At 34.4% G+C, this 843-nt stretch carries 1 protein-coding gene; it reads left to right on the top strand.

The features are described 5' to 3' along the window. A protein-coding gene (locus MF4640_RS18800) for an IS5 family transposase (RefSeq protein WP_101495502.1) occupies nucleotides 1-823 on the top strand; the annotation gives its coding sequence in 2 pieces (ribosomal slippage) (nucleotides 1-381 and nucleotides 383-823; 822 coding nt in all). Nucleotides 824-843 lie beyond the last annotated feature (20 nt).

Here is an 843-nt window from a genome sequence, read left to right as displayed (position 1 = left end):
ATGAGATATCAGAAATTAAATCGTTTTTCAGATTCTGAATTCAAACGCTTGGTTGGCGTACCTCGACATGTTTTTACTGAAATGGTAGAGGTTTTAGAAAAAGCAGAATCACTCAAAAAGAAATCAGGTCGTCCTCATACTTTAGATATAGAGGATCAGTTGTTATTAACTCTCAATTACTTACGGAACTACAGCACTCAACTGGAATTAGCGGCAAATTACCATATCGCTGAAAGTAATGTGAATCGAATCATTAAAAAGGTTGAAGATGCATTGATGAAATCAAGACGTTTTACTCTGCCAAAACGAAGCATTACCACGGCAGACGAACACTTTAACTGGGTAATTATTGATGCGACAGAATGTTCAATAGAACGTCCGAAAAAAAAATCAGAGTAAATTCTACAGTGGTAAAAAGAAGAAATATACGCTAAAAGTACAAGTGATCTATCATCCGAACAGCAAACAAATCATAGGGCTAGATATATCGAATGGCAGTCAGCATGACATTAAATTGGCAAGAAAAACGGTTAAGAAATTCAAACATTGTGAATATGTTATGACTGATCTAGGGTACTACGGATTAGAGCAAGATGGCTTTAAATTATTGATGCCAATAAAGAAAAAGAAGAATTTACCTTTATTTGATGTTGAGAAAAAGTACAATAAAATGGTTGGAAAAATACGAGTTGTGATCGAACACATTAATAGTCAATTGAAAACATTTAGAATATTAAGTGAACGCTATCGAAATAGACGGAAAAGATTCGGCTTACGCATTAACTTAATTGCTGCACTCGTAAACCGGATAAACTTGCAATAATGACTTTCGCAGGAGATCTA

The sequence above is a fragment of the Acinetobacter sp. MF4640 genome (genome assembly GCF_002018895.1).
Taxonomy (GTDB): domain Bacteria; phylum Pseudomonadota; class Gammaproteobacteria; order Pseudomonadales; family Moraxellaceae; genus Acinetobacter; species Acinetobacter johnsonii.
This window is presented reverse-complemented; position numbering and strand designations above follow the sequence as displayed.